This is a genomic window from Pseudomonas kurunegalensis, assembly GCF_030291635.1.
GTDB classification, from domain to species: Bacteria; Pseudomonadota; Gammaproteobacteria; order Pseudomonadales; family Pseudomonadaceae; genus Aquipseudomonas; species Aquipseudomonas monteilii.
In genome coordinates, this window is record NZ_CP127871.1 from 985524 (window position 1) to 1011785 (window position 26262).

Sequence of the window (26262 nt, forward strand, 5' to 3'; positions counted from 1 at the left end):
GCTGGTCGTCCATGCCGCCGGGCGTGTGCCCGGCGGGATTACAGCGGCCTCAGACCACATGGATACCGTTCTGCACCCACAGGTGATGGCTCGGATCCTCCTGGGCCGTATATTGGTTATAGTCGATGCCGTCGGCGGTTTGGTTCCCGACCAGCGTCCAGTTGTCTGTCATGTGAACCGTGTCTTTGTCGTCCCCCTTGATGATCAGTGTGTCGTTGCCGGTTTCGGTGATGGCCACCACGTCTGCCAGGTTGAGGGTAAGTGCCACCGCGCTGGTGTCGTTGAGGTCGATGACTTCGATGTCATGCACCCGGTCGGCCAGGTTGCCCAGGTCGATGCTGGCATCGCCACCGCCCCACAGCAGGGTGTCGGTACCGGTGCCGCCCTCCACGCTGGCGAAGTTCTGGTCGACCACCACCAGGGTGTCATCACCTGCGCCACCCTGCAGGGTGATAGGGCCACCCTGGCTGCCATCGAGGTGGTCATTGCCGTCGGTGCCGGCGATTACATCGATGGTGGCTGCCAGGCTGGCCAGCGCCACTGCTTCGTCGCCAGTTTCGGCCAGCAGCGATGTTGTAGTGACAAGGCCGGCGGCGTTGTCCAGGTTGATGGTGAGCGTTGCGGTGTCGGTGGTGCCGTTGGGGTGAGTCAGCTCGTAGGTGAAGGTGTCGTGCTGGCCTACCACTGTCGAGGGGAGCCCGGAGTTGAGGGTGTAGGTGTAGCTACCGTCGGCATGCACCAGCAAGGTGCCGTAAGTGCCGGCCACGCTCACCCCGTTGTAGCCTGGGATGGTGTAGGTGTTGGCCGCTGTCAGCACGCTCAGCACGGTCAGTGCGGAACCTACGTTGTCGTCGCTCAGCAGGTTGCCGGTCGCCTGTGTAGCGCTGCCTACCACGAATTGGTCCAGATGTGTGGCAGTGGCATTGACGGTGGTGGTGATCGAGCCGCCCCCGATCCCGCCTGACGTCACTTTCACGTGGTACGAGCCAGGGCCTTGGTCCTGGAAGGTATAGGCGGCCCCACCGCCCAGCAAACTGATGAGCGAGCCCCCGTTCACCGTCTGTACAGAAACGTACAGGCCGGTCGCCGGGTTGAGCTTGAGCAGCTCGATGGTGGTCCCGCTGAGCAGGCCCACGAGGTTGGTGGAGTTCACCACTACCTGCAGGTCGGTCAAGGTATTGGCGGCGACCGTGGTGGTGTAGGTGGCAGAGCGTGAACCAACCACCGGTAGGCTGAGCGGGGTAAAGGTAACAGTTGTGGTCGATTCCGGATTGATCAGGGTGATATGGCTGTTGCCTACATCATTGACCGCATCCACAACCGTGGCTGGCGCTGCATAGTTGATGTTGCTCCACACCTCCGTGGCCTGCGGGCTGTCGATACGCACATACAGGTTGGCGGAGTCGGACAGGCCGTTCGCATGCACCAGCTGGTAGCTGAACACATCGACCTTGCCGACGCTGGCCGGGCTGCCGTTTGGCGTGTAGGTGTAGCTGCCGTCCGCGCGAATCACCAGGGTGCCGTACAGGCCTTGTACCGTGGTGGCGCTGCCGGCCGCGACATAACTGCCGTCCTTGAACACCTGGAGCACGGCGGCGCTGTCCGGGCCACGTGCATCGACAGTGCCATCGGTGCCCACATCGGTGATGACGTTGCCGGTGGTGGCGGTGCCAGTCCCGGTGAACTGGGTCAGGCTGGTGGCCGTGATGTCCAGCGAAGTGGTCACGTTGGTGATCAGGCCAATGCCGCCACTGCCCACGGTCAGGCGGTAGTCACCGGCTTGCAGGGTACCGATATCGACCTGCAGGCCCAGCGGCAGCACGATCAGGTCGAGCAGGCCCTGGGTGTTGCCGGTGGCAAGCGTCACCCAGGCGCCCGTAGCGTCTTTCACTTGCAGGGTGAACGTGGAGTTGTTGAGCAGCGCCAGCACGCTGTTGGTGGTCAGTGTCAGGGTCGGGTCCACCGTGGTGCCGGCGGCTACGGTCCAGGTGTAGGTTTTGGTGAAGCCCGACAGCAGCGTGGTGAAGCTGTCGGTGTAGGTCTTGGTCGCGGTGACCGGTACCAGGTTGACCGTTGCCGTTGCCAGGTTGTCGCTGGCGACGACCGGGGCGTTGGCATCCACATCGGGCGCGGTGATGGTGACGTTGCCCGACACGTTGCCACGCGGGTCGGTGAGGCCGACCGAAAGGACCTGGCCGTTGTCCTGAGGCGGGCTCAGGGTCACGGTGAAGCTGCCGTTCGGTTGTACGGTCGCGGTTTGCAGCACGGTACCGCTGGCGCTGCGCACAGTGACGGTGGCACCTGCTTCACCGGTACCGGTGAGGGTACTGCCGTCGGCACTGATCTGCAGGTTTCCGGCCACTGCAGGCGGGGTCAGGTCCGGTGCGGTCAGTGCGGTGCCGGTAGACACGTTGCCGGCACTGTCGGTCAGGGTGACGCTGAGCGCCTGGTTGTCGATTTGTGCGGCCGTGAGGCTGACCACGAACAGGCCGTTAGTGCCCACCGTTGCGGTGCCCAGGACGGTGCCGGCACTGTTGCGCACGGTGACGGTGCTGCCGACCTGGCCAGAGCCGCTGACCGAGGTGCCGTTGGCGTTGATGGCCGCTACCGGTGCTGCGGGTGGCGTGGTGTCCGGTGCGGTCAAACTGGTGCTGGCGGACAGGTTTCCGGCGGCATCGGTCTGGCGTACCACCAGCAATTGCCCGTCGTTCTGTGGCGAGGTCAGGGTGATGCTGAAGGTGCCGTTGGCTTGCACCACGCCGGTACCCACCTGGCCACTCGGGCCTTGCACGGTGACGGTAGCGCCTGCTTCGCCGTTACCGGTCAGTACCGTGCCTGTACCGTTGATGGTCAGGTTGGTCGGCACGGCTGGCGGCTGGACATCAACGGCCGTGTAGCTGGTGCTGCCAGACGTGTTGCCTGCGGCGTCGGTCTGGCTCACGCCCAGGACCTGGCCATTGAGCTGCGCAGCGTTGAGGTTAACGGTGAACGCGCCACCGCCATTTACCAACGCCGTGCCGAGCACGTTGTTGCTGGCGTCGCGCACCGTCACTGTGGCACCGGCTTCACCGGTACCGGTAAGCACCAGGCCGTTGGTTGACAGGCTGGTCACCACCGGGTTGGCCGGTGGGGTGATGTCATTTGCCACTACGAACACAGGCTGCGAGTCACCGCCTAGCAACGTGTTCGTCACCACCCGAATTTGCTGGCCGTCAAGTTGCGCAGCGTTCAATTGCAGGGTGAACGTGCCATTGATCAGGCTGGCCACGCCACTGCCCAGCAGGTTGCCGGAGGTATCGTAGACCCGAATGCCCACACCGGTAGCAGCGTTACCGGTTAATGTCAGGCCGTCGTTGCCCAGCGTTACATTGGTAGGGGGAGCTGGCGCATTGATCAGTGGTGGGATGAGGCTGACCGGGGTCGATACGTTATCAGCAGCGTCAGCCTGTGTGACGCTTAACGGGGTCAGTATGCTGACATTCTGGGTCAGGTTTATCTGGAACGTGCCAGCGGCACTCACAATACCAGTACCGATGACGGTCGCAGTGCCTGCGTAGACGACGGTAACGGTCGCTCCCGCCTCGCCTCGCCCCGTCAGCACGGTGTAGGTGTTGTTGAGCACCAGCTCGCTGACCGGGTCAGGTGCCACGTTGTCGGTGGTCTGGTAACTGGCGGGCACCGAGGCGTTACCGGCGCTGTCCGTAGACACTACGCTCAGCAACTGGCCATTGTTCTGCGCCGGGCTGATCAGCACAGTGAATAGGCCGTTTTCACCAACCTGCACGGTGCCGACCTCGTTGTTATTCGGGTCGCGTACCGTGATGGTGGTGCCGGCTTCGGCTACCCCGGTCATTGATGTACCAGCCGGGTTGAGCAGCAGGTTGCTTGGCTGCACAGGCGGCGTCAGGTCTGGCGCGGTCATCTGCAGGGGCGCCGACGGGTTGCCGGTGGCGTCCTGGGTGATGGCGGTCAGTACCTGGCCGTTGATTTGCGGGCTGTTCAGGTCGAGGACAAAGGTGCCGTCCGGGGCGACCGTTACTTGGCCCAGCAGGTCGCCGTTGTTGTTGATCACGGTGACGAGGGTACCGGCTTCGGCGGTGCCGATCACTTGGGTACCGCTGTCGTTGATCGAGGCAACCACGGTGGCCGGTGGCGTGGTGTCCAGCGCCGTGACGGTGCTGATTGACGAGATGTTGCCGCTGCTGTCGGTCAGGGTGACCTGCAGCAGCTGCCCGTTCAGTTGCGGGGTATCCAGCCCGACCACGAAGGTGCCATTGGCAGCCACCACGGCAGTGCCGATCTGCGTGGTGCCGACATACACGCGCACGGTAGCGCCCGCTTCGCCGACACCGCCCAGTTCATCGCCTGCCACACTGAGCTGCAGCCCGGTTGCGGCGGCGGGGGGCGTATGGTCCGGTGCTTGAACGGTGACCGGCAAACTGATGTTGCCGGGTGGGTCGGCCTGCTGCACCGACAGCACCTGGTGGTTGATTTGCGCGGGCGACAGCTCGACGCGGAAGGTGCCGTCTGCCAGCACTGTGCCGGTACCCAGCACGGTGCCGGCGGCATTGCTGACGGTGACCGTCGCGCCCGCTTCGCCCAGGCCGCTGACCACACTGCCGTCGGCGTTGATCACCACGGCGGTAAGGGGAGCTGGCGGTGTGAAGTCCGGGGTTTGCAGGGTGGCCACGGCCGACACGTTGCCGGTGGCATCGGCCTGGGTGAAGCTGAGCAGCTCGGCGTTACCCAAGGCCGGGCTGAGGGTGATGGTGAAGTGGCCGCTGGCATCGACGGTGGCGCTGCCGATGGGCTGGCCTGCCGGGTTGGTGACGGTGACCAGCGCGCCCACTTCGCCGCGGCCGGTGATGGTCACGCCATCGCTGGAAATGGCAAGCTCCGATGGCGCTGCGGGAGCCGTGGTGTCCGGTGCAGTGATGGCACTGGCGGCGGACTGGTTGCCGGCGGCATCGGTCAGCACCACCTGCACCTGCTGGCCGTTGGCCTGAGGCGAGGCGAGGTTGACCTGGAAGGTGCCGTCGGCGCGCACCGTTGTGTTGCCCAGCACCGTGCCGTCGGCGGCCAGCACGCGAACAGCGGCCCCCGCTTCACCGGTACCGTTAAGCAGGCTGCCACCACCGGCGAAGGCCAGGTTGCCAGCCGCATCCGGCGCCACGCGATCCGGTGCGGTCAGGCTGACGCTGTTGGACTCGTTGCCGGCCACATCGGACTGGCTGGCGCTGAGCTGTTCACCGTTGATCTGCGCGGCGCTGAGGTTGACGCTGAAGTTGCCGCTGGCATCGACCACGGCGGTGCCTAGGTCGATACCGCCTTCGCCAATCACAGTGACGGTGGCACCCGGTTCACCGCGGCCACTGAGCACCAGGCCGTCGTTGGACAGCACCAGGTTGGTCAGTGGTAGCGGTGCCGTGGTGTCCGGCGCCTGCAGGGTCGCTGGCAGCGAGACCGCACCGTCGCTGCCGGTGGCGCTTACCTCCAGCACTTCGCCGTTGGCCTGGGCACTGCCGAGGTTGACGGTGAAGGTACCGTCGTTGGCTACCGGGCTGCTGCCCAGCAATACGCCGTTGGGGCCATACACCTTGACCGTGCTGCCCACCGTAGCGGTACCGGTCACCGACAGGCCGTCGGCAGCCAGTACCAGGTTGTCCGGCGTCGCCGGTGCCAGAAGGCCCGGCGCGGTGACGTTTTGCGCAGGGGAGACGTTCTGTGCGGCGTCGGCCTGGACCACGCTAAGGCTTTCACCGGTGATCGCGGCTGGCGACAGGGTGACGCTGAAGTGGCCGTCGGCGCCGACCGTGGCGGTGCCCAGCACGGTGTTGTCGGGTGCCCGTACGGTGACGGTTGCACCGGCTTCGCCATTGCCTGTCAGGGTGGTGCCACTGGCAGACACCGCCAGGTTGGTCACGGCCGCTGGCGGCGTGGTATCGGCTGCGGTGTAAGGCGCGGCTGGTGATACGTTGCCGGCTGCGTCGGTAGCCGTTACCTGCAGGGTCTGCCCGTTGGTCTGGGCGCTGTTCAGGGTGACCTGGAAGGTGCCGTTGCTGCCGGTTGTCGCCGTGCCCAGCACGTTGCCGCTGGCATCGCGCACGGTCACGGTGCTGCCGGCTTCGGCGTTACCGGACAGTTGCAGCCCGGTGGCGGCGAGGGCCAGTGCAGTCGGTGCAGCCGGAGGGGTGAAGTCCGGCGCGGTAACGGCCACGGCGGCAGAAGTGTTGTTGCCCGCGTCGGTCTGCGTAACGCTCAGGTGCTGGGCGTTGAGCTGGGCGCTGTTCAGGGTGAGGGTGAAGCTGCCGTTGGCGGCCACCAGGCCTGTGCCGATGATGGTGCCGTCCGGGCCGCGCACGGTGACTGTGGCGCCTGCTTCGCCAAGGCCGGTCAGGGTCAGGCCGTTGTTGTTCAGCACCACGTTGGTGAGTGGGGCAGGTGGGGTCAGGTCCGGGGTTGCCACATTGACGGCTGGCGAGGTGTTGCCGGCGGCATCCACTTGGGTCACGCCGATGGCCTGGCCGGTGGCTTGCGGGGTGTCGAAGGTCACGGTGAAGTGACCGTCGGCGCCCACCGTGGCCGTGCCCAGCAAAGTACCGGCGGCGTTGCGCACTTGCACGGTAGCCCCCACTTCGCCGCTGCCGGACAGCTGCCGGCCGTCCTGGCTCAGCACCGGGTTAGTGATGGCGGCAGGCGGCGTGCGGTCTGGCGTAGCCAGGCTGGCAGGGCCGGAAACGTTACCGGCGGCATCGCTGAGGGTGACTTGCAACGCGCTGCCGCTGGTTTGCGCGCTGGGCAGGGTGATCTGGAACTGCCCGCTCTGGTTGACGGTGCCGGTGGCCAGGATGGCGCCACTGGCATCGCGTACGGTCACGGTGGCGCCGGCTTCGCCCTGGCCGCTGAGCACGGTGGCCGCGCTGTTGAGGCTGAGGTTGCTGGCGGCCAGCGGTGCCTGCAGGTCGGGGGCTTGCAGGGTAGCCGCGAGCGAGACGTTACCCGCCGCGTCGGCCTGGGTCACGATCAGGTTCTGGCCGTTGGCGACAGCTGGCGAGAAATCGATGCTGAACAGGCCGTTGCTGCCGACGGGAGCGGTTCCCAGGAGGTTGCCCTGCGCATCGGTCACGCGCACGGTAGCACCCACTTCGCCTTGGCCGGTCAGCGTGCTGCCGGTGGCATTGAGTACGACTTGGGTCGGTGCGTTTGGCGCGGTGGTGTCGTTCGCCACAACAATGGCTGGCACCGAAGGCAGGCCATCGACGGTAGCCTTGGCGCTGACCTGCAAGATCTGGGCGTTGAGCTGGGCGCTCTGGAAGAACACACGGAAAGTGCCATCGCTGCCGACCGTGGCGGTGCCCAGGGTGGTGCCCCCGGAGGTCACGGTAATCAGCGAGCCGACCGTACCCTGGCCGGTCAGCAGGAAGCCGTCGGCACTGATGGACAGGGCCGAAGGTGTGGCCACCTCGGTGCCAGTCGGGCCGGCAAGTGGCACTTCGGGGGATTCGTTGCCGGCAGGGTCGATCACCACCACATCGACGGTTTCGCCGGTGGCCAGTGGCGGGTCGACGTCAACCACGAACGTGCCGTCTGGTCCGACGGTGATGGTTCCGCGAACCGTGCCATCGTCCTGGTTACGGACTTCCACTGTGCTGCCAGGCTCCGCAGTACCCCCAACGGTGCTGCCGTCGGGGCTCACGGTAAGCCCGGTAGCAGAATCCGGGTTGGTGGTGTCCGGGGCGTTGACGGAGACCGGAGCAGAGTCGTTACCGGCTGCATCGGTCACCACCACGGTCACAGTCTGGCCATTGGTCAGCGGGGTAGCCAGCGGTACGCTGAAACTGCCATCCGGATTGACGGCCACCACGACCACATTGCCATTGCCGTCGTTCACCGACACTGAGTTGGCGCCAGGCGCATTGCCTGTGACGGTGCTGCCGTCCGGACTGACCAGCACACCCGTGGGCGCTGCCGGTGGCGTGATGTCCGGCGCATTGATCTGGCCGGGCAGGGACACATTGCCGGCAGTATCGGTCAGGGTCACATTGAGTGACTGGCCGTCCAGTTGGGCGGGCGAGAGTGGCACTGTGAAGCTGCCACCCGCCGGCACGACAGTGGTACCCACCAGGGTGCCGTCGGTAAGCCGCACTTCCACCGTGGACCCTGCTTCACCAGTACCCTGGATGGCGTTGCCGCCTGGGGTGATGGTGAGGCCGCCCGGTGCTGTTGGCGCGCTGCTGTCATCGGCGGTGAAGCTGGCCGATGGCGAGGTATTGCCGCCGCCATCAATCAAGACCACCGACAATACTTCGCCGTTGGTCTGAGCGGGGGCGAGCAGTACTTCGAACGTGCCGTCGGGATCCACCTGAATGCTACCCAGCAGGTCGCCTGCCGCGTTGCGAACTTCTACGGTGGTGCCTGCCTCGCCTTGGCCGCTGAGTAGGGTACCGGTCGGATCCAGGCCCAGGCCTTGCGCTGGCAGCGGTGCCTCGAAGTCAGGCGCGGTCACGGTGCCGGCAGGTGAGTCGTTGCCGGCGCTGTCCGCCTGGGTCACAGATAGTGTTTGGCCATTGAGCTGGGGCGGGTTGATGCTCACCAGGAAGCTGCCGTCTGGCTGAACCGTGGCGGTGCCCAGCACGGTACCTGCTGTATTGGTAACACTCACCTGCGCACCCGGCTCGCCACTGCCGGTGATGGTCCTGCCATCGCCAGACAGGGTCAGGCCGGTCGGGGTCGCCGGCAACTCGGTGTCCGGTGCCGGCAGGTCGGCCGCCGCCGACAGGTTGCCGGTTGGGTCACGCTGCTCCACGGTCAGCGCCTGGCCGTTGGTCTGTGGCGGCGTGAGGGTGATTTCGAATGCACCGTTAGGGCCTGCCACGGCACTGCCCAGCACGCTGCCATCCGGCCCGCGCACGGTCACGGTGGCGCCAGGTTCGCCGCTACCGGTGACCGTGGTGCCTGTGCCATCGATGGTCGGGTTGGTGACCGCCTGCGGCGGCGTGGAATCGGGTGCGGTGAAACTCACCGGGCCGGCGCTGTTGCCCAGGTTGTCGGTGGCCTCGACGCTCAGGCTCTCGCCATTGCGCTGTGGCGCATTGAGGGTGACGTCGAACTGCCCGTCTGCACCCACTATGGCGGTGCCCAGCACGTTGCCGTTGGCATCGCGCACGGTGACGATGGAGCCGCTTTGGCCCAGGCCGGTCAGGTGAATGCCAGCGGTATCGATGGCCATCCCCGAGGGTTGCAGCGGGCCATCCAGATCGGGGGCAATGACGGTGGCGGTCGAGGTATTGCCGGCTGCGTCGCGCAGCACCACGTCCAGTTCCTGGCCGTCGGTTTGCGGCGGGTTGAGCACCACGCTGATCACGCCGTCAGCGCCGACCTGGGCGTTGCCCAGTACGACGCCCTGGGCGCTGATGACCTGCACGGTGGTGCCCGGCTCGCCACGGCCGGTGAGCAGGCTGCCATCGGCGCTCAGTTGCAGCTGGGTGGCTTCATTGGGTGGCGTGATGTCTGGGGCGGTGACCTGGGTCGGCAGTGACGCGTTGCCGGCACCATCCACAGCCACCACATCCAGGGTTTCGCCGTTGGCTTGTGCCGGGGTCAGGCCGATGGTGAAGCTGCCGTCCGGGCCAGCCTGCGCGCTGCCCAGCACATTGCCTTGCGCGTCACGCACCTGCACCTGCGTGCCCGTCGGTGCGGTACCGGAGACGCTGGCGCCATCTGCGCTCACCACCACGCCGCTCGGGCTTTCGGGCAGCGGTGCATCGGCAACCGTCACGCTAAGCCCTACCGAGGTATTGCCGGCGGCGTCGGTCTGCACCAGCACCAGGGTTTCGCCCGCCGCCAACGGCGTTTCGAGGTCGACCACGAAGGTGCCATTTGGCGCGACGGTGCCGGTGCCGAGCACCGTACCCAGCGCATCACGCACTTCCACCGTGGCACCGGGTTCGCCACGGCCAGACACGGCCAGGCTGCCATCGGCGGCTACCACGTCAGTGACGAGTGTCGGTGCCGTGATGTCCGGGGCCACATAGCTCAGCGGTACGGAGGTGTTACCTGTCGCATCGGTCACGGTAATGGACAGTGTTTCGCCATTGGCCTGTGGCGGGTTCAGGGTCAGGCTGAAGCTGCCATCCGGCTGGGCGATGGCGCTGCCGATCAGGTTGCCCAAGGCATCTTTCACCTCTACCCGGGCGCCGCCTTCGGCAGTACCGGCCAGGGTGTCGCCATTGGTCAACACCAGGCCCGTTGGTTGCAGGGGGGCCACAAGGTCTGGCGCAGTCAATGGGCTAGGTGTGGAGACGTTGCCGGCAGCATCGGTCAAGGTCACCTGCAGGGAGGAGCCATCCACCACTGGGGTTGGTAATTGCACGTTGAAGCTGCCGTCGGGTTGAACGGTGCCGCTCACCAGCACTTGGCCCTGGTCGTCGAGCACTTTGACGGTGGCACCCACTTCACCGCGGCCGGAAACCGTGCGGCCATCGGCGCTGATCACCAGGTTGGTGGCTGGCGCGGGCGGCGTGGTATCGCCGCCGTTGTCGATGATCGGCGCGGTAACGGTACCGGCCGTGGAGGCATTGCCTGCGGCATCGGTGGCGGTTACCTGCAACTGTTCGCCTGCCACTTGCGGCGGGGTGAGGCCAATGCTGAAGGCCCCGCTGGCGCCCACCACGACACTGCCCAGCAGGGTAGTGCCGTCGGCGGCCAGCACGCGTACGGTACTGCCGGCTTCGGCGCGCCCGGTCACTGCGCTGCCATCGGCGCTGACGGCCAGCTCACTTGGCGCGGTTGGGGCGGTGATATCCGGCGCAGTCACTTGTGCCGGCAGTGACGAGGCCCCGTTGGTGTCGATGGCGACCACATCCAGCAGTTGGCCGTTGGCCTGGGCTGGGGTGAGCACAACGGTGAAGGTGCCCCCGGCACCCACCACGATGCTGCCGACCAGGTTTCCATTGGCATCGTGCACTTCCACACGGCTGCCGACTGGCGCCGAACCGCTGATGCTGGTGCCGTCCGCCGCGAACACCAGGTCGCTCGGGGTGGCCGGCGTGGTCACCAGCGGTACGTCGAAGGTCAAGGCTTGGGAAGCGTTGCCGCTTGGGTCGGTCTGCACCAGGCTCAGGCGTTCGCCCGGCAGCGCGGCCGGGTCGAGGTCGAGCACGAAGGTGCCGTTGCCGGTCACCGTACCTGTGCCGATCAGTGTGCCATTGGTGTCCCGCACTTCAACGGTGGCACCGGCCTCACCGCGACCGCTCAGGGTCAGGCCATCGGCACCGACCACGATATTGCTGACCTGCGCAGGCGGGGTGATGTCCGGGGCGTCGAATTGCAGCGGCGTCGAGGTATTGCCGGCGGCGTCCACCAGGCGGATGTTGAGGACTTCGCCATTGGCCTGGGCGGGGGACAGGGTAACGCTGAAACTGCCGTTCGGGTTGACCACACCGGTGCCGATCACGGTGCCTGATGTGTCGCGTACCTGCACAGTGGCGCCAGGTTCACCGCTACCGGTCAAGGTAACGCCACTGGCCAGGTCGAGGCCGGTGGGCTGAGCAGGGGCCTGCAGGTCTGGGGAGGCCACCGTGCCTGGCGTGGAGGCATTGCCGGCGGCATCGGTCAGCACCACTTGCAGGGTGCTGCCATCGTTGACGGGTGGCGTCAGGGCGATCTGGAAGGTGCCGTCCGGGTTGACCGTGCCGCTGGCCAGCACGTTGCCTTGGGCATCGCGCACCTGCACGGTGGCACCCGCTTCGCCACGGCCGCTCAGCTGGCCACCGGCCAGGCCAACGACCAGGTTGGTCGGCGCCAGGGGTGGCGTGGTATCGACACCGTCGATGTCGGGTGCCGTGACGCTACTGGCGCTGGAGGCATTGCCGGCGGCGTCGGTGGCGGTGACTTGCAGCACTTCACCGTCCACTTGTGCCGGGGTGAGGGTGATGCTGAAACTACCGGTCGCACCCACCACCGCCGTGCCCAGCACCGTAGTGCCGTCGGCAGCCAGCACGCGCACGGTGCTGCCCACTTCGGCACGGCCGCTGACAACGGTGCCGTTGGCATTGATTGTGAGTTCGCTTGGCGCGGCTGGCGCGGTGATGTCTGGCGCGCTGACCTGCACCGGCAGTGACGATGCCCCCGTGCCGTCGATGGCCACTACATCCAGCAGTTCACCGTTGGCCTGGGCCGGGTTGAGGATGACGGTGAAGGTGCCATCGCCGCCCACCACCACGCTGCCAACCAGGATGCCGTTGCCATCACGCACTTCCACACGGCTGCCCACCGGGGCAGAGCCGGTGAGGCTGGTGCCATCGGCGGCAACCACCAGACCGCTTGGGCTATCGGGGGCAGTGGTCAGTGGCACTTCATACTGCAAGGCTTCGGACGCGTTGCCGCTCGGGTCGGTTTGTACCAGGCTCAGCACGGCGCCTGGCTGGGCTGCAGGGTCGAGATTAACCGTGAAGGTGCCGTTGGCGCCGACCGTGGCGGTGCCGATGACGGTACCGCCGGCATCACGCACTTCGACGGTTGCACCCGCTTCGCCGCGACCGCTGAGCACCAGGCCACTGGCACCGACCACGACATTGCTGACAGCAGCAGGCGGGGTGATGTCGGGGGCATCGAACTGCAGTGGCGCCGAGCTGTTGCCGGCGGCATCCACCACCCGCACATCCAGCGCCTCGCCATTGGCCTGGGCGGGGAACAAGTTGACGCTGAAGGTACCGTCTGCGTTGACCAGGCCGGTGCCGATCACAGTGCCGGCACTATTGCGCACCTGCACGGTGGCACCGGGTTCGCCGCGGCCGGTGAAGGTGACACCCTCGGTCAGGGCCAGGTCAGTAGGTTGCGCAGGGGCCTGCAAGTCCGGCGAAGTGACTGAACCGGGTTGCGAGACGTTGCCAGCGGCATCGGTGAGGGTGACTTGCAAGGTGCTGCCGTTGTTCACGGCAGGAGCCAAGGTCACCGTAAATGTGCCGTCGGGGCTGACCGTACCGGTTGCCAGCACAGTACCTGCGGCGTCACGCACCTGCACGGTGGTGCCGGCTTCGCCACGCCCGCTCAGCTGGCTGCCGGCCAGGCCGACCACCAGATTGGTTGGTGCGTCGGGTGGCGTGATGTCGCCACCGTCGATGTCTGGCGCGGTGACTGAACCTGCCGTCGAGGTGTTGCCTGCCGTATCGGTGGCGGTGACTTGCAGCACTTCGCCGTCCACTTGTGGTGGGCTGAGGGTGATGCTGAAGATGCCGGTAGCGCCAACCACGACGCTACCCAGCACGGTAGTACCATCGGCGGCCAGTACCCGCACGGTGCTGCCCGGTTCGGCACGGCCGGTGACGACAGTGCCATCGGCGTTGACGGCCAGTTCGCTCGGGGCGGCCGGCGCGGTAATGTCTGGCGCGGTGATTTGCGTTGGTAGTGACGATACACCCGCATCGTCGATGGCCACGACGTCCAGCAGTTCGCCATTGGCCTGGGCCGGGGCCAGAACGACGGTGAAGCTGCCATCAGGGCCTGCCACGACACTGCCGATCAGCGTGCCGTTGGCGTCGTGCACTTCCACGCGGGTGCCGGCAGGCGCCGTGCCGCTGATGCTGGTGCCGTCCTCGGCGAACACCAGGTCGCTGGGGCTGGCCGGGGCGGTGGTTACCGGGACTTCGAACTGCAGCGCTTCGGAGGCGTTGCCGCTTGGATCGGTCTGCACCAGGCTCAGTTGCTCACCGGGCTGCACGGCCGGGTCAAGGTCGATCAGGAAGGTGCCGTTGGCACCCACTACGCCTGTGCCGATTACCGTGCCGTTGGCATCACGGACTTCGACGGTGGCACCCGGTTCGCCTCGGCCGCTCAGGGCCAGGCCGCCGCTGCCGACGGCGATGTTGCTGACCGCGGCAGGAGGCGTGATATCCGGGGCATCGAACTGCAGCGGGACAGAGGTGTTGCCAGCCGCGTCCACCAGACGAACGTCCAGCGCTTCGCCATTGGCCTGGGCAGGCGAGAGGGTGACGCTGAACAAGCCATCGGCACCGACGATGCCTGTACCAATGATAGTGCCAGCGGCATTACGCACCTGCACTGTGGCGCCCGGCTCGCCGCGACCGGTGAAGGTCACGCCGTCGGCCAGGGCCAGGTCGGTGGGTTGAGCTGGAGGCAGCAGGTCGGCGGAGGTCACCGCGCCTGACGGCGACACGTTGCCGGCAGCATCGGTCAGAGTGACTTGCAGGGTGCTGCCGTCGATCACGGCAGGGCTCAAGGACACCACAAAGGTACCATCTGGCCCAACAGTGCCAGTCGCCAGCAGGTTGCCGGCGGCGTCACGGACCTGCACGGTGGTGCCCGCTTCGCCACGGCCAGTGAGCTGGCTACCGGCCACGCCGATCACCAGGTCGGTTGGTACTGCGGGTGGCGTGGTATCGACACCGTCGATATCCGGTGCGGTGACCGAGCTGGCTGTGGATATGTTGCCGGCTGCATCGGTGGCGGTGGCTTGCAGCACTTCGCCGTCTACTTGCGGCGGGTTGAGGTTGATGCTGAACACACCGGTCGGGCCGACCACGGCGGTGCCCAGTTCGGTGCCGTCAGCGGCAACGATACGCACGGTGCTGCCCGGTTCGGCCCGGCCAGTGAGCACGGTGCCGTCGGCGCTGACAGCCAGTTCGGTCGGTGCGGCGGGCGCGGTGATATCAGGGGCATCGAATTGCAGCGGTGCAGAAGTGTTGCCGGCCGCGTCCACCAGACGAACGTCCAGCGCTTCGCCGTTGGCCTGGACTGGGTTAAGGGTGACGCTGAACAGGCCGTCGGCACCTACTACACCCGTACCAATGATGGTGCCAGCGGCATCACGCACCTGCACGGTGGCGCCTGGTTCGCCGCGACCGGTGAAGGTCACGCCATCGGCCAGGGCTAGGTCGTTGGGTTGAGCCGGAGGCAGCAGGTCGGCGGAGGTCACCGCGCCCGGCTGCGACACGTTGCCGGCAGCGTCGGTCAGGGTCACTTGCAGGGTGCTGCCGTCGATCACGGCAGGGCTCAAGGACACCACAAAGGTACCATCCGGCCCAACAGTGCCAGTCGCCAGCAGATTGCCAGCAGCGTCACGGACCTGCACGGTGGTGCCCGCTTCGCCACGACCAGTGAGCTGGTTACCGGCCACGCCGATCACCAGGTCGGTTGGTACTGCGGGTGGCGTGGTATCGACACCGTCGATATCCGGTGCGGTGACCGAGCTGGCTGTGGATATGTTGCCGGCCGCATCGGTGGCGGTGGCTTGCAGCACTTCGCCGTCTACTTGCGGCGGGTTGAGGTTGATGCTGAACACGCCGGTCGGGCCGACCACGGCGGTGCCCAGTTCGGTACCGTCGGCGGCAACGATACGCACGGTGCTGCCCGGTTCGGCACGGCCAGAGAGCACGGTGCCGTCGGCGCTGACGGCCAGTTCGGTCGGTGCGGCGGGCGCGGTGATATCAGGGGCATCGAATTGCAGCGGTGCAGAAGTGTTGCCAGCCGCGTCCACCAGACGAACGTCCAGCGCTTCGCCATTGGCCTGGGCAGGCGAGAGGGTGACGCTGAACAGGCCGTCGGCACCTACTACACCCGTACCAATGATGGTGCCAGCGGCATCACGCACCTGCACGGTGGCGCCTGGTTCGCCGCGACCTGTGAAGGTCACGCCATTGGCCAAGGCCAGGTCGGTGGGTTGAGCCGGAGGCAGCAAGTCGGCGGAGGTCACCGCGCCCGGTTGCGAAACGTTGCCGGCAGCGTCGGTCAGGGTGACTTGCAGGGTGCTGCCGTCGATCACGGCAGGGCTCAAGGACACCACAAAGGTACCATCTGGCCCAACAGTGCCAGTCGCCAGCAGGTTGCCGGCGGCGTCACGGACCTGCACGGTGGTGCCGGCTTCGCCACGACCAGTGAGCTGGCTACCGGCCACGCCGATCACCAGGTCGGTTGGCGCAGCGGGTGGCGTGGTATCGACACCGTCGATATCCGGTGCGGTGACCGAGCTGGCTGTGGATATGTTGCCGGCCGCATCGGTGGCAGTGGCTTGCAATACTTCGCCATCGACCTGGGGCGGGTTGAGGTTGATGCTGAACACACCGGTCGGGCCGACCACGGCGGTGCCCAGTTCGGTGCCGTCGGCGGCAACGATGCGCACGGTGCTGCCCGGTTCTGCACGGCCGGTAAGCACGGTGCCGTCGGCGCTGACGGCCAGTTCGGTCGGTGCGGCAGGCGCAGTGATATCCGGTGCGGTGATTTGTGCCGGCAGCGAAGAGATGCCGCTGTCATCGATGGCGACGACATCCAGCAGTTCGCCGTTGGCCTGCGGCGGGCTCAGTTCGATGCTGAAAGTGCCATCGGCATTGGCGATGGCGCTTCCGATCAGCGTGCCGTTGGCATCGTGCACTTCTACGCGGGTGCCCGCCGGAGCGGTACCGGTGAGGGTAGTGCCATCGGCATCGATGGCCAGATTGCTCGGGCTGTCTGGCGCGGTAGTGAGTGGCACATCGTATTCGAGGGCAACGGAGGCGTTGCCGCTGGGGTCGGTCTGCACCAGGCTCAGCTGGTCGCCCGGTTGTACCGCAGGATCAAGGTTGATGAGGAAGGTGCCATTGGCCCCGACCACCCCGGTGCCGATCACGGTGCCGTTGGCATCGCGGACTTCGACGGTGGCACCCGGTTCGCCTCGGCCACTCAGGGCCAAGCCGCCGCTGCCGACGGCGATGTTGCTGACCGCGGCAGGAGGCGTGATATCCGGGGCATCGAATTGCAGCGGTGCAGAGGTGTTGCCAGCCGCGTCCACCAGACGAACGTCCAGCGCTTCGCCGTTGGCCTGGGCTGGGTTAAGGGTGACGCTGAACAGGCCGTCGGCACCGACGATGCCCGTACCGATGAGGTTGCCTGCAGCATCACGCACCTGCACGGTGGCGCCTGGTTCGCCGCGACCGGTGAAGGTCACGCCATCGGCCAAGGCCAGGTCGGTGGGCTGTGCTGGAGGCAGCAAGTCCGCGGAGGTCACCGCGCCCGGTTGCGAAACGTTGCCGGCAGCGTCGGTCAGGGTGACTTGCAGGGTGCTGCCGTCGATCACGGCAGGGCTCAAGGACACCACAAAGGTACCATCTGGCCCAACAGTGCCAGTCGCCAGCAGGTTGCCGGCGGCATCACGGACCTGCACGGTGGTGCCGGCTTCGCCACGGCCACTCAGTTGGCTACCGGCCAGGCCGATGAGCAGATTGGTTGGGGCATCTGGCGGCGTGGTGTCGCCGCCGTCAATGTCTGGTGCCGTGACAGAGCTGGCTGTTGAGGTATTGCCGGCCGCATCGGTGGCGGTGGCTTGCAATACTTCGCCGTCGACCTGCGGCGGGTTGAGGTTGATGCTGAACACGCCGGTCGGGCCGACCACGGCGGTGCCCAGTTCGGTGCCGTCAGCGGCAACGATGCGCACGGTGCTACCCGGTTCGGCACGGCCAGTGAGCACGGTGCCGTCGGCGCTGACGGCCAGTTCGGTCGGTGCGGCAGGCGCAGTGATATCTGGCGCGGTGATTTGTGCTGGCAGCGAAGAGATGCCACCGTCATCGATGGCGACGACATCCAGCAGTTCGCCGTTGGCCTGCGGCGGGCTCAGCTCGATGCTGAAGGTGTCATCGGCATTGGCGATGGCGCTGCCGATCAGCGTGCCGTTGGCGTCATGGACCTCTACGCGGGTACCCGCCGGGGCGGAACCGGTGAGGGTAGTGCCATCTGCATCGATGGCCAGGTTACTCGGGCTGTCTGGCGCGGTGGTGAGTGGCACATCGTATTCGAGGGCAACGGAGGCGTTGCCGCTGGGGTCGGTCTGCACCAGGCTCAGCTGGTCACCCGGTTGTACCGCAGGATCAAGGTTGATGAGGAAGGTGCCATTGGCCCCGACCACCCCGGTACCGATCACGGTACCGTTGGCATCACGAACGTCGACGGTGGCACCCGGCTCACCTCGGCCGCTCAGCACCAGGCCGCCACTGCCGACTGCAATGTTGCTGACCGCGGCTGGTGGCGTGATATCCGGGGCATCGAATTGCAGCGGTGCAGAAGTGTTGCCGGCCGCGTCCACCAGACGAACGTCCAGCGCTTCGCCGTTGGCCTGGGCAGGCGAGAGGGTGACGCTGAACAGGCCGTCGGCACCTACTACACCCGTACCAATGATGGTGCCAGCGGCATCACGCACCTGCACGGTGGCGCCTGGCTCGCCGCGACCGGTGAAGGTCACGCCATCGGCCAAGGCCAGGTCGGTGGGTTGAGCCGGAGGCAGCAGGTCGGCGGAGGTCACAGAACCCGGCTGCGAAACGTTGCCGGCAGCATCGGTCAGGGTCACTTGCAGGGTGCTGCCGTCGATCACGGCAGGGCTCAAGGACAACACAAAGGTACCATCCGGCCCAACAGTGCCAGTCGCCAGCAGGTTGCCGGCGGCGTCACGGACCTGCACGGTGGTGCCGGCTTCGCCACGACCAGTGAGCTGGCTACCGGCCACGCCGATCACCAGGTCGGTTGGCGCAGCGGGTGGCGTGGTATCGACACCGTCGATATCCGGTGCGGTGACCGAGCTGGCTGTGGATATGTTGCCGGCCGCATCGGTGGCGGTGGCTTGCAATACTTCGCCGTCGACCTGCGGCGGGTTGAGGTTGATGCTGAACACGCCGGTCGGGCCGACCACGGCGGTGCCTAGTTCGGTGCCGTCGGCGGCAACGATACGCACGGTGCTGCCCGGTTCGGCCCGGCCAGTGAGCACGGTGCCGTCGGCGCTGACGGCCAGTTCGGTCGGTGCGGCAGGCGCAGTGATATCCGGTGCGGTGATTTGTGCTGGCAGCGAAGAGACGCCGCTATCATCGATGGCGACCACATCCAGCAGTTCACCGTTGGCTTGCGGCGGGCTCAGTTCGATGCTGAAAGTGCCATCGGCAAGGGCAATGGCGCTGCCGATCAGCGTGCCGTTGGCATCGTGCACTTCTACGCGGGTACCCGCTGGGGCGGAACCGGTGAGGGTCGTGCCATCTGCATCGATGGCCAGGTTGCTCGGGCTGTCTGGCGCGGTGGTGAGTGGCACATCGTATTCGAGGGCAACGGAGGTGTTGCCGCTGGGGTCGGTCTGCACCAGGCTCAGCTGGTCACCCGGCTGTACCGCAGGATCAAGGTCAATCAGGAAGGTGCCATTGGCCCCGACCACCCCGGTACCGATCACGGTGCCGTTGGCATCGCGGACTTCGACGGTGGCCCCCGGCTCACCTCGGCCGCTCAGCGCCAGGCCGCCACCGCCGACTGCAATGTTGCTGACCGCGGCAGGTGGCGTGATATCCGGGGCATCGAATTGCAGCGGCGCAGAAGTGTTGCCGGCCGCGTCCACCAACCGAACGTCCAGCGCTTCGCCATTGGCTTGGGCTGGGTTAAGGCTGACGCTGAACAGGCCATCGGCACCTACCACGCCCAAACCAATGATGGTGCCAGCGGCATCACGCACCTGCACGGTGGCGCCCGGCTCGCCGCGACCGGTGAAGGTCACGCCATCGGCCAAGGCCAGGTCGGTGGGTTGAGCCGGAGGCAGCAGGTCGGCGGAGGTCACAGAACCCGGCTGCGAAACGTTGCCGGCAGCATCGGTCAGGGTCACTTGCAGGGTGCTGCCGTCGATCACGGCAGGGCTCAAGGACAACACAAAGGTACCATCCGGCCCAACAGTGCCAGTCGCCAGCAGGTTGCCGGCGTCATCACGGACCTGCACGGTGGTGCCCGCTTCGCCACGACCAGAGAGCTGGCTACCGGCCAGGCCGATCACCAGGTCAGTTGGTGCTGCGGGTGGCGTGGTATCGACGCCGTCGATATCCGGTGCGGTGACAGAGCTGGCTGTTGAGGTATTGCCGGCGGCATCGGTCGCGGTGGCTTGCAGCACTTCGCCGTCTATTTGCGGCGGGTTGAGGTTGATGCTGAACACACCGGTCGGGCCGACCACGGCGGTGCCCAGTTCGGTGCCGTCGGCGGCAACGATACGCACGGTGCTGCCCGGTTCGGCTCGGCCAGTGAGCACGGTGCCGTCGGCGCTGACAGCCAGTTCGGTTGGTGCGGCGGGCGCAGTGATATCCGGGGCATCGAACTGAAGCGGGGCAGAAGTGTTGCCAGCCGCGTCCACCAGACGGACGTCCAGCGCTTCGCCGTTGGCCTGGGCCGGGTTCAGGGTGACGCTGAACAGACCGTCGGTACCGACGATGCCCGTACCGATGAGGTTGCCTGCAGCATCACGCACCTGCACGGTGGCGCCTGGCTCGCCGCGACCGGTGAAGGTCACGCCATCGGCCAAGGCCAGGTCGGTGGGCTGTGCTGGAGGCAGCAAGTCCGCGGAGGTTACCGAGCTGGTCGGCGAAACGTTGCCGGCAGCGTCGGTCAGGGTGACTTGCAGGGTGCTGCCGTCGATCACGGCAGGGCTCAAGGACACCACAAAGGTACCATCTGGCCCAACAGTGCCAGTCGCCAGCAGGTTGCCGGCGGCGTCACGGACCTGCACGGTGGTGCCGGCTTCGCCACGACCAGTGAGCTGGCTACCGGCCACGCCGATCACCAGGTCGGTTGGCGCAGCGGGTGGCGTGGTATCGACACCGTCGATATCCGGTGCGGTGACCGAGCTGGCTGTGGATATGTTGCCGGCCGCATCGGTGGCAGTGGCTTGCAATACTTCGCCATCGACCTGGGGCGGGTTGAGGTTGATGCTGAACACACCGGTCGGGCCGACCACGGCGGTGCCCAGTTCGGTGCCGTCGGCGGCAACGATGCGCACGGTGCTGCCCGGTTCTGCACGGCCGGTAAGCACGGTGCCGTCGGCGCTGACGGCCAGTTCGGTCGGTGCGGCAGGCGCAGTGATATCCGGTGCGGTGATTTGTGCCGGCAGCGAAGAGATGCCGCTGTCATCGATGGCGACGACATCCAGCAGTTCGCCGTTGGCCTGCGGCGGGCTCAGTTCGATGCTGAAAGTGCCATCGGCATTGGCGATGGCGCTTCCGATCAGCGTGCCGTTGGCATCGTGCACTTCTACGCGGGTGCCCGCCGGAGCGGTACCGGTGAGGGTAGTGCCATCGGCATCGATGGCCAGATTGCTCGGGCTGTCTGGCGCGGTAGTGAGTGGCACATCGTATTCGAGGGCAACGGAGGCGTTGCCGCTGGGGTCGGTCTGCACCAGGCTCAGCTGGTCGCCCGGTTGTACCGCAGGATCAAGGTTGATGAGGAAGGTGCCATTGGCCCCGACCACCCCGGTGCCGATCACGGTGCCGTTGGCATCGCGGACTTCGACGGTGGCACCCGGTTCGCCTCGGCCACTCAGGGCCAGGCCGCCACTGCCGACCAGGATGTCGCTGACTGCACTTGGCGGGGTGATGTCGGGTGCTGTGAATTCAAGCGGGATCGAGCTGTTGCCGGCAGCATCCACCAGGCGTATGTCCAGCGCTTCGCCGTTGGCCTGGGCTGGCGAGAGGGTGATGCTGAACAGGCCATCGGCACCGACCACGCCCGTACCAATGATGGTGCCAGCGGCATCACGCACCTGCACGGTGGCGCCTGGCTCGCCGCGCCCGGTGAAGGTCACGCCATCGGCCAGGGCTAGGTCGTTGGGTTGAGCCGGAGGCAGCAGGTCGGCGGAGGTCACCGCGCCCGGCTGCGACACGTTGCCGGCAGCGTCGGTCAGGGTGACTTGCAGGGTGCTGCCGTCGATCACGGCAGGGCTCAAGGACACCACAAAGGTACCATCTGGCCCAACAGTGCCAGTCGCCAGCAGGTTGCCGGCGGCGTCACGGACCTGCACGGTGGTGCCGGCTTCGCCACGACCAGTGAGCTGGCTACCGGCCACGCCGATCACCAGGTCGGTTGGCGCAGCGGGTGGCGTGGTATCGACACCGTCGATATCCGGTGCGGTGACCGAGCTGGCTGTGGATATGTTGCCGGCCGCATCGGTGGCAGTGGCTTGCAATACTTCGCCATCGACCTGGGGCGGGTTGAGGTTGATGCTGAACACACCGGTCGGGCCGACCACGGCGGTGCCCAGTTCGGTGCCGTCGGCGGCAACGATGCGCACGGTGCTGCCCGGTTCTGCACGGCCGGTAAGCACGGTGCCGTCGGCGCTGACGGCCAGTTCGGTCGGTGCGGCAGGCGCAGTGATATCCGGTGCGGTGATTTGTGCCGGCAGCGAAGAGATGCCGCTGTCATCGATGGCCACGACATCCAGCAGTTCGCCGTTGGCCTGCGGCGGGCTCAGTTCGATGGTGAAAGTGCCATCGGCATTGGCGATGGCGCTTCCGATCAGCGTGCCGTTGGTATCGTGCACTTCTACGCGGGTGCCCGCCGGGGCGGAACCAGTAAGCGTGGTGCCGTCAGCATTGATGACCAGATTGCTCGGGCTGTCTGGCGCGGTAGTGAGTGGCACATCGTATTCGAGGGCAACGGAGGCGTTGCCGCTGGGGTCGGTCTGCACCAGGCTCAGCTGGTCGCCCGGTTGTACGGCCGGATCAAGGTTGATGAGGAAGGTGCCATTGGCCCCGACCACCCCGGTACCGATCACGGTGCCGTTGGCATCACGGACTTCGACAGTGGCACCCGGTTCGCCTCGGCCGCTCAGGGCCAGGCCGCCACTGCCGACCAGGATGTCGCTGACTGCACTTGGCGGGGTGATGTCGGGTGCTGTGAATTCAAGCGGGATCGAGCTGTTGCCGGCAGCATCCACCAGGCGTATGTCCAGCGCTTCGCCGTTGGCCTGGGCTGGCGAGAGGGTGATGCTGAACAGGCCATCGGCACCGACCACGCCCGTACCAATGATGGTGCCAGCGGCATCACGCACCTGCACGGTGGCGCCTGGCTCGCCGCGCCCGGTGAAGGTCACGCCATCGGCCAGGGCCAGGTCAGTGGGTTGAGCCGGAGGCAGCAGGTCGGCGGAGGTTACCGCGCCCGGTTGCGAAACGTTACCTGCAGCGTCGGTCAGGGTGACTTGCAGGGTGCTGCCGTCGATCACGGCAGGGCTCAAGGACACCACAAAGGTACCATCTGGCCCAACAGTGCCAGTCGCCAGCAGGTTGCCGGCGGCGTCACGGACCTGCACGGTGGTGCCCGCTTCGCCACGACCAGTGAGCTGGCTACCTGCCACGCCGATCACCAGGTCGGTTGGTGCTGCGGGTGGCGTGGTATCGACACCGTCGATATCCGGTGCGGTGACCGAGCTGGCTGTGGATATGTTGCCGGCAGCATCGGTGGCGGTGGCTTGCAGCACTTCGCCGTCTATTTGCGGCGGGTTGAGGTTGATGCTGAACACGCCGGTCGGGCCGACCACGGCGGTGCCCAGTTCGGTGCCGTCGGCGGCAACGATACGCACGGTGCTGCCCGGTTCGGCCCGGCCAGTGAGCACGGTGCCGTCGGCGCTGACGGCCAGTTCGGTCGGTGCGGCGGGCGCAGTGATATCTGGCGCGGTGATTTGTGCCGGCAGCGAAGAGACGCCACCGTCATCGATGGCGACGACATCCAGCAGTTCGCCGTTGGCCTGCGGCGGGCTCAGTTCGATGCTGAAAGTGCCATCGGCATTGGCGATGGCGCTGCCGATCAGCGTGCCGTTGGCATCGTGCACTTCTACGCGGGTACCCGCCGGAGCGGTACCGGTGAGGGTAGTGCCATCGGCATCGATGGCCAGATTGCTCGGGCTATCTGGCGCGGTGGTGAGTGGCACATCGTATTCGAGGGCAACGGAGGCGTTGCCACTGGGGTCGGTCTGCACCAGGCTCAGCTGGTCGCCCGGTTGTACCGCAGGATCAAGGTTGATGAGGAAGGTGCCATTGGCCCCGACCACCCCGGTACCGATCACGGTGCCGTTGGCATCGCGGACTTCGACGGTGGCACCCGGTTCGCCTCGGCCACTCAGGGCCAAGCCGCCGCTGCCGACTGCGATGTTGCTGACCGCGGCAGGAGGCGTGATATCCGGGGCATCGAATTGCAGCGGTGTAGAGGTGTTGCCAGCCGCGTCCACCAGACGAACGTCCAGCGCTTCGCCGTTGGCCTGAGCAGGCGAGAGGGTGACGCTGAACAGGCCATCGGCACCGACCACACCCGTACCAATGATGGTGCCAGCGGCATCACGCACCTGCACGGTGGCGCCTGGTTCGCCGCGACCGGTGAAGGTCACGCCATCGGTCAGGGCCAGGTCGGTGGGTTGAGCCGGAGGCAGCAGGTCGGCGGAGGTCACCGCGCCCGGTTGCGAAACGTTGCCGGCAGCATCGGTCAGGGTCACTTGCAGGGTGCTGCCGTCGATCACGGCAGGGGCCAGGGTGAGGGTGAAGGTGCCGTCTGCACCCACTGTGCCTGTTGCGATGACATTGCCTGCGGCATCACGGACCTGCACGGTGGTGCCCGCTTCGCCACGGCCACTCAGTTGGCTACCGGCCAGGCCGATGACCAGTTCGGTCGGGGCTTCCGGCGCGGTAATGTCTGGCGCGGTGATCTGTGCGGGCAGCGAAGAGGCGCCACTGTCATCGATGGCGACGACATCCAGCAGTTCGCCGTTGGCCTGCGGCGGGCTCAGTTCGATGCTGAAAGTGCCATCGGCATTGGCGATGGCGCTTCCGATCAGCGTGCCGTTGGCATCGTGCACTTCTACGCGGGTGCCCGCCGGAGCGGTACCGGTGAGGGTAGTGCCATCGGCATCGATGGCCAGATTGCTCGGGCTGTCTGGCGCGGTAGTGAGTGGCACATCGTATTCGAGGGCAACGGAGGCGTTGCCGCTGGGGTCGGTCTGCACCAGGCTCAGCTGGTCGCCCGGTTGTACCGCAGGATCAAGGTTGATGAGGAAGGTGCCATTGGCCCCGACCACCCCGGTACCGATCACGGTGCCGTTGGCATCACGGACTTCGACGGTGGCACCCGGTTCGCCTCGGCCGCTCAGGGCCAGGCCGCCACTGCCGACCAGGATGTCGCTGACTGCACTTGGCGGGGTGATGTCGGGTGCTGTGAATTCAAGCGGGATCGAGCTGTTGCCGGCAGCATCCAACAGGCGTATGTCCAGTGCTTCGCCGTTGGCCTGGGCGGGCGACAGGGTGATGCTGAATAGCCCGTCGGCACCGACCACGCCCGTACCGATAAGGTTGCCGGCAGCATCACGCACCTGCACGGTGGCCCCTGGTTCACCGCGGCCAGTGAGGGTTACGCCGCTGGCAAGGGCGAGGTTGGTGGGCTGGTCTGGGGCGGTCGTATCAGGTGTCTCGACGTCTGGTGCTGCAATACTGGCCGAAGGCGAGGTGTTGCCGGCTGCGTCCTTGGCGCTGACCTCCAACGCCTGGCCTTCGGTCTGTGGCGGTTGCAGGGTGATGCTGAACTGGCCGTCTGCACCGGCCACGGCTGAGCCCAGCAGCACCCCGTCGGCACCCCGCACCGAAACCGTAGAGCCTGGTTCTGCACGGCCGGTGAGGATGGTGCCCTGTTCATTGATGGCAAGGTCGGCAGGTGCCAGCGGCGCAGTCACATCCGGGGCGGTGACTGTGCCAGGCGTAGAGACGTTGCCGGCGCCATCGGTCAGGGTGACTGCAAGGTTCTCGCTGTTAATTTGCGGCGGGTTCAACGTCACGTCGAAGGTGCCGTCGGCACCCACGGTGCCGCTGCCGATCAGGTTGCCGGCAGCATCACGGATGCTCACTGTGGTGCCCGCTTCACCACGGCCGGTCAGGCGCAGGCCATCCGGCGACACCAGCAGGTCGATCGGCGTGGCCGGTGCGCTGGTATCGGGGGCCGAGCCGCCACTGCTACTGCCGCTGTTGTTGTCTGCCGCTGCTGCCGCGCCGCCGACACCGAGCAGGCTCAGCCCGGCAATCGCCCAGGTTGGCATGGCACTACCGGCGGTGCCGATACCCGCAACCAGGTCGTCCAGCGAGGTCACGTCTTCGAAGGTGAAGCCGGTGAAGGCCGTTGCATCGTATTGCGCGTGCCACAGGGTGCCGTCTTCGCCGACGAAGACAATGTCGCTACCGACCCCGGCCTGGTCCACGGCGAAGAAGTTGCCGATGGTGACCTTTTCACCCGACTTCAGGGTGATGATCAGGTCTTGCCCGCGTTGGGTAACAGTGGCCACCTTGTCGGGGGCTACCGGCATCTGCACGACGCCTGGCCCTTTGAGGTTGATATTGCCCCAGGCGCTCTGAGTGGCGACTTCGGTTTGCTTATCGGCGACGACGATGTTGTCCATGGATGCTCCCTGCTGGTATCCGGATCCCCCGGCCCGAACCGTTCGAGCCACAACCTGCGTCA

1 protein-coding gene is annotated in these 26262 nt (G+C 66.5%); it reads right to left on the bottom strand.

Annotated features, from left to right (window positions below; all coding sequences use genetic code 11):
• Positions 1–49: 49 nt before the first annotated feature.
• Entirely contained in the window at positions 50–26200 is a 26151-nt protein-coding gene (locus tag QQ992_RS04455; RefSeq protein ID WP_286112360.1) for a BapA/Bap/LapF family large adhesin, read from the bottom strand.
• Positions 26201–26262 lie beyond the last annotated feature (62 nt).

What these genes read in the sequence shown, in the direction of transcription:
- QQ992_RS04455 (WP_286112360.1), bottom strand. Translation starts at nt 26,200, where the DNA reads ATGGACAACATCGTCGTCGCCGATAAGCAAACCGAAGTCGCCACTCAG.